This window comes from Inquilinus sp. (assembly GCF_039594555.1).
Taxonomy (GTDB): Bacteria; Pseudomonadota; Alphaproteobacteria; order DSM-16000; family Inquilinaceae; genus Inquilinus.
Window position 1 is genome coordinate 1 of sequence record NZ_JBCNNF010000526.1, and the last position, 4,128, is coordinate 4,128.

Below are 4,128 nucleotides of genomic sequence, written 5' to 3' on the forward strand. Positions count from 1 at the left end.
CCGGCCGCCAGCACCCGCGCCGCCTCCGTCAGGCGGCGGCCGCGGACATAGCGCATCACCGACCGGCCGGTGGCCACGCCGAACAGCCGGCACAGATGAAACCGCGACACGCCGGCGGCTTCGGCGATGGCATCGAGCGTGACCTCCGACCCGAACCGGTTCTCGATGAACCAGACCGCCCGCTCGACCGCCCCCATTCCCGTCTCCCTCAAGCCTTCGCCGGCACTGTGCCCATGGCCGGGGCCGCCCGTTTGATCGCGGTTGCGCCGGTCAGCCCGCGCCGAGGGCGCCGACCAGATACTCCGCCAGCTCGCCCGCGGCCCGGTCCGGCCGGCCGGGCTTGGCCAGCAGCGCCAGCTCCGATTCCGCCGGGTCGGGGAAGCCGTCCGCCGCCCCCAGCCGGCGATGATCGGGCAGCACAGCGTCTTCGGCCAGGATGCTGACGCCCAGGCCCGACGCCACCGCGGCCTGGACGCCGATCAGCCCCTGGCTGGAATAGGCCACCCGCCAGCGGCGGCCCAGCGCCTCCAGCCCCGCGATCGCCCGGTCGCGATAGATGCAGCCCGGCGGGAACAGCGCCAGCGGCACGGGATCGGCGTCGATGTCGGCCTCCCGGCCGACGACCCAGACCAGCCGCTCCGGCCACCGCGCCAGGCACCGGCCGTCGCCGACATCGCGCTTGACCAGCGCCAGGTCCAGCTCCCCCGCCGCCAGCAGCCGGCGCAGCTCGGCGCTCCAGGCGCTGGTGGTGTCGAGGCGGATACGCGGGCTCTGCCGGGCGAAGCCGGACAGGAGGTCGGTCAGCCGGCGGCCGGCGAAATCCTCCGGCACGCCGAGGCGCACCACCGCGGCCCGGCCGGGACCGGCCAGCGCCTCCCGCGCCTCGGCCGAGATCCCCAGCAGCCGCCTGGCATAGCCGATCAGCAGCTCGCCCTCCTCGGTCAGCACCGCGGCGCCGCCGGTACGGTCGCGGTCCAGCAGCCGGTGGCCGAGATCCTGCTCCAGCCGGCGGATCTGCTGGCTGACGGTCGATTGGCTGCGATGCACCCGCTCGGCCGCACGGGTGAAGCCGCCGGCATCGGCGACGGCGACGAAGGTGCGCAGGAGGTCGAGGTCGAACATGGGATCGATATTTGCACTTCCGATAAGATCCAGTCGATAATCTCGTTTCCCAATAAGCCGCGCCTGCGCGATACCGGCCCCGCACTTGTGGAGATCCCCGTCATGCTGTCCGGACCGCGCCCCGCCTGGGTCACCTTCGACTGCTACGGCACCCTGATCCAGTGGGACGAGGGGCTGCGCGACGCCGCTCGTGCCATCCTGGCCGGACGGGGCGTGGCGATCGACCCCGCCCGGCTGATCGAGACCTATGACCGGCACGAGCACGCGATCGAGCAGGCGGAGCCGCATCGCCGCTTCCGCGATATCGCCGGCACCGCGCTGCGGCTGGCGATGGGGGAGCTCGGCGTCGCCTCGGGCGAGCGCGATGCCGAGACACTGACGGGTGCGATCAGCCGGATGCCGCCCTTCCCCGAGGTGGTGCCGGCGCTGGCGGCGCTGAAGGCGGCCGGGTTCCGCCTGTGCATCATCTCCAACACCGATGACGACGTGATCGCAGGCAACGTCGCCCAGCTCGGCGGCCATATCGACCGGGTGGTGACGGCGCAGCAGGCCGGCGCCTACAAGCCGTCGCTCCGGATCTTCCGCCATGCGCATCAGGTCCTGGGCGTGGGCAAGGATGAGGTGGTGCATGTCTGCGCCAGCCCGCATCTCGACCTCGTGGCGACGCGGGAGCTCGGCCTGCGCGACGTCTGGATCGACCGCGGCACCGGCCGCCGGCCGCCTGACGGCTATGCGCCCGCCGCAGTGCTTCCGGCCCTGGACGGGCTGCCGGGGCTGTTCAAGGATGCCGGCTGGCTTTGAGAGACCCGAGCGCCGACAGGAGACCCCGCCATGGCCCATGAGCTGCATGCCGCCGACCCGTCCCGGCTGTCGAATATCGGCGAGATCGACTGGGCGGCGCTGCGCCAGGCCCGCATCGACCTGGCCGCCTGCTTCCGCATGGCTGCGCGGCTGGGGCTGGAGGAAGGCATCTGCAACCACTTCTCGGCGCTGGCGCCGGGGCGGGACGACCTGTTCCTGGTCAACCCCTACGGCCTGGCCTTCGCCGAGGTCACGGCCTCCAGCCTGCTGGTCTGCGACTTCCACGGCAATGTGATCGACGGCGACGGCAGGCCGGAGGCGACGGCCTTCTACATCCACGCCCGGCTGCACAAGCTGGTGCCGCGCGCCCGGGCCGCCTTCCACACCCATATGCCCTATGCCACCGCGCTGAGCATGGTCGAGGGCCAGCCGCTGGCCTGGGCCGGCCAGACGGCGCTGAAATTCTATGGCCGCACCTCGGTGGACGACGCCTATAACGGCTTGGCCCTGGACGAGGCCGAGGGCGACCGCATCGCCGCGACGCTGGGCGACGCCGACATCGTCTTCCTGCGCAACCACGGCGTGATGGTGTGCGGCCCGACCATCGCCGAGGCCTGGGACGACCTCTACTACCTCGAGCGCGCGGCCGAGGTGCAGGTCAAGGCGCTGAGCACCGGCCGCAGGCTGACGCCGGTGCCGGCCGAGATCGCCCGCCGGACCTATGAGCAGATGCGCGAGGGCGACGCCGAGAGCGCCCGGCTGCATCTGGAGAGCATCAAGCGCCGGCTGATGCGCCAGGAACCGGACTTCGCCGCCTGACATTGCCCCTGCGGAGGATTGCCGATGACTGACGACCGTCCGCCGCTGGGCTGGAGAAGCCGGCTGATCCATCCGGAGGCCAAGGCGCCGGAGGGCTTCAGATCCCTGGCCACGCCGGTGTATCGCGGCTCGACCGTGGTGTTCGACCGGCTGGCCGATGCGCGTGACGACTGGTCGATGGACGGCGGCTACACCTACGGCCTGTACGGGACGCCGACGACGATCGAGCTGGCCCGGCGGATCGCCGAGCTGGAGGGCGCGCGGCACAGCTTCATGGTGCCCGGCGGCCAGGCCGCCATCGCGCTGGTGTTCCTGGCGATGTGCCGCGCCGGATCGCATGTGCTGGTGCCGGACAGCGCCTATGGCCCGACCCGAGAATTCGCCCTGGGCCTGCTGGCCAAGCTGGGGGTAGAGGTCGAGACCTACCCCGCCCTTGCCGGGGCGGAGGTCGAGGCGTTGATCCGTCCCGGGACCGCGCTGCTGTGGTGCGAGAGCCCGGGGTCGATCACCATGGAGGTGCAGGATGTGCCGGCCCTCGCCGCGGCGGCGCACCGGCATGGCGTCAGCGTTGCCATCGACAACACCTATGCCGCCGGCATCCTGTTCGACGCCTTCGCCCATGGCGCCGACATCAGCGTCCAGGCGCTGACGAAGTATGTCGGCGGCCACAGCGACCTGCTGCTGGGCACCGTCTCGGTCGCCGACGACAGGCACCGGCAGGCGATCGGCGACGCGCACCGGCTGCTGGGCATGGCGGTGTCGCCGGACGATTGCAGCCTGGCGCTGCGCGGGCTGCAGACGCTGGGCGTCCGGCTCGACCGGCTGGAGCGTACCACGCTGGCGGTCGCCACCTGGCTGGCCGGCCGGCCCGAGATCGAGGCGGTGCTGCATCCGGCGCTGCCCTCCTGCCCCGGCCACGAGACCTGGCGCCGCGACTTCAGGGGCTCGTCCAGCGTGTTCTCGATCGTGTTCGGGCCGGAGCACGACGAGGCCTGGGTCACCCGCTTCGTCGAGGCGCTGCGCCTGTTCAGGCTGGGCTACAGCTGGGGCGGCGCCACCAGCTTGGTGATGGCTTATCGCAGCATCCCGCGGCTGGGCACCGACTATGCCGGCCGGCTGGTTCGGCTGAATGTCGGTCTGGAGGACGAAGCTGACCTGATCGCCGACCTCGACGCCGCCCTGCGGTTGGCGGCGGAATAAACCGCGGGGGTCGATCGTCCCTGGTCTGAGGGGCGTCCGTCGAGGGCGCCCGGAAAGGGGATTGATCGAGATGAGCTTGCGACGACGCGTCCTCGTGCCCGCACTGACCGCCCTGGCGGTGCTGGCCACCGCCGGGCCGGCCCTGGCCCATCACAAGCCCTGGCATCAGGGCGGCCCGCCCTGGGC

The 4,128-nt window shown here is 71.9% G+C and carries 5 protein-coding genes; 3 read left to right on the forward strand and 2 right to left on the reverse strand.

Annotated features, from left to right (window positions below):
- Both ABDW35_RS33255 and ABDW35_RS33260 read right to left on the reverse strand, forming a co-directional pair.
- Positions 1–197: AraC family transcriptional regulator (locus tag ABDW35_RS33255; RefSeq protein ID WP_343718134.1), on the reverse strand; the 197-nt coding region annotated here is incomplete at its 3' end.
- 73 nt (positions 198–270) lie between these two features.
- On the reverse strand, positions 271–1,122 hold the full coding sequence (locus ABDW35_RS33260) for a LysR substrate-binding domain-containing protein (protein WP_343718135.1): 852 nt from the start codon (positions 1,120–1,122) through the stop codon (positions 271–273).
- Positions 1,123–1,224: 102 nt separating this feature from the next.
- On the opposite strand from ABDW35_RS33260, the gene ABDW35_RS33265 reads away from it, so the two are divergent.
- The 3 genes from ABDW35_RS33265 to ABDW35_RS33275 are packed head-to-tail and all read left to right on the forward strand — an operon-like array spanning position 1,225 to position 3,942.
- Complete coding sequence (locus ABDW35_RS33265) at positions 1,225–1,923, forward strand: haloacid dehalogenase type II (protein WP_343718136.1); 699 nt, start codon at positions 1,225–1,227, stop codon at positions 1,921–1,923.
- A 30-nt stretch (positions 1,924–1,953) separates the two neighbouring features.
- Positions 1,954–2,742, forward strand: a complete 789-nt coding sequence (locus ABDW35_RS33270; protein ID WP_343718137.1) for an aldolase — start codon at positions 1,954–1,956, stop codon at positions 2,740–2,742.
- Between the two features lie 24 nt (positions 2,743–2,766).
- Entirely contained in the window at positions 2,767–3,942 is a 1,176-nt protein-coding gene (locus ABDW35_RS33275) for a cystathionine beta-lyase (protein WP_343718138.1), read from the forward strand.
- Positions 3,943–4,128: the final 186 nt, after the last annotated feature.

Bases quoted from the DNA above. Each gene is read 5' to 3' on its own strand.
- ABDW35_RS33265 (WP_343718136.1), top strand. From the start codon at position 1,225: ATGCTGTCCGGACCGCGCCCCGCCTGGGTCACCTTCGACTGCTACGGC.
- ABDW35_RS33270 (WP_343718137.1), top strand. From the start codon at position 1,954: ATGGCCCATGAGCTGCATGCCGCCGACCCGTCCCGGCTGTCGAATATC.
- ABDW35_RS33260 (WP_343718135.1), bottom strand. From the start codon at position 1,122: ATGTTCGACCTCGACCTCCTGCGCACCTTCGTCGCCGTCGCCGATGCC.
- ABDW35_RS33275 (WP_343718138.1), top strand. From the start codon at position 2,767: ATGACTGACGACCGTCCGCCGCTGGGCTGGAGAAGCCGGCTGATCCAT.